The following is a 449-nucleotide window of genomic DNA, read 5'->3' on the forward strand; positions in this document are numbered from 1 at the left end:
TTATTCCTTTGTCTGGCTGTAATCATAGATAAGTTTTATTTGAATCATATAATTATTGTATTTTTACTACGTATTTACTACGAAGTAACTATTTCAAATATATATCATTTATTGATATATTGTATCATTTTTAATACAAAAATTTAAAAAAAATGCAAACAGAAGGCGAAAGATTACGCTACTATATTGAAAGAAAGGAAGTTAACCTTAGGCAGTTCTGTATAGAAAATGATATATTATACACCTCTTTACATCCAATTTTGACGAATTCCAGGTCATTGGGAATGAATATTTTGAAGAAAATTATGCAGGTTTATCCTAATTTAAACATAAATTGGGTTTTAACCGGCATGGGTGATATGGAAATTACAGAAGACAACATTTTGCGTGATCCAAATTCAGTTTATCAAAATTCAGATCCCGGATATGTAGCTTTCTTAAAATACTTT

The 449-nt window shown here is 27.6% G+C and carries 1 pseudogene; it reads left to right on the forward strand.

Features of this window, described 5'->3' with window-relative positions:
* Positions 1-152: 152 nt before the first annotated feature.
* Positions 153-449, forward strand: a pseudogene (locus FLACHUCJ7_RS25080) (hypothetical protein); the annotation flags it as partial.

This window comes from Flavobacterium salmonis, assembly GCF_903819435.1.
Lineage (GTDB): Bacteria > Bacteroidota > Bacteroidia > Flavobacteriales > Flavobacteriaceae > Flavobacterium > Flavobacterium chungangense.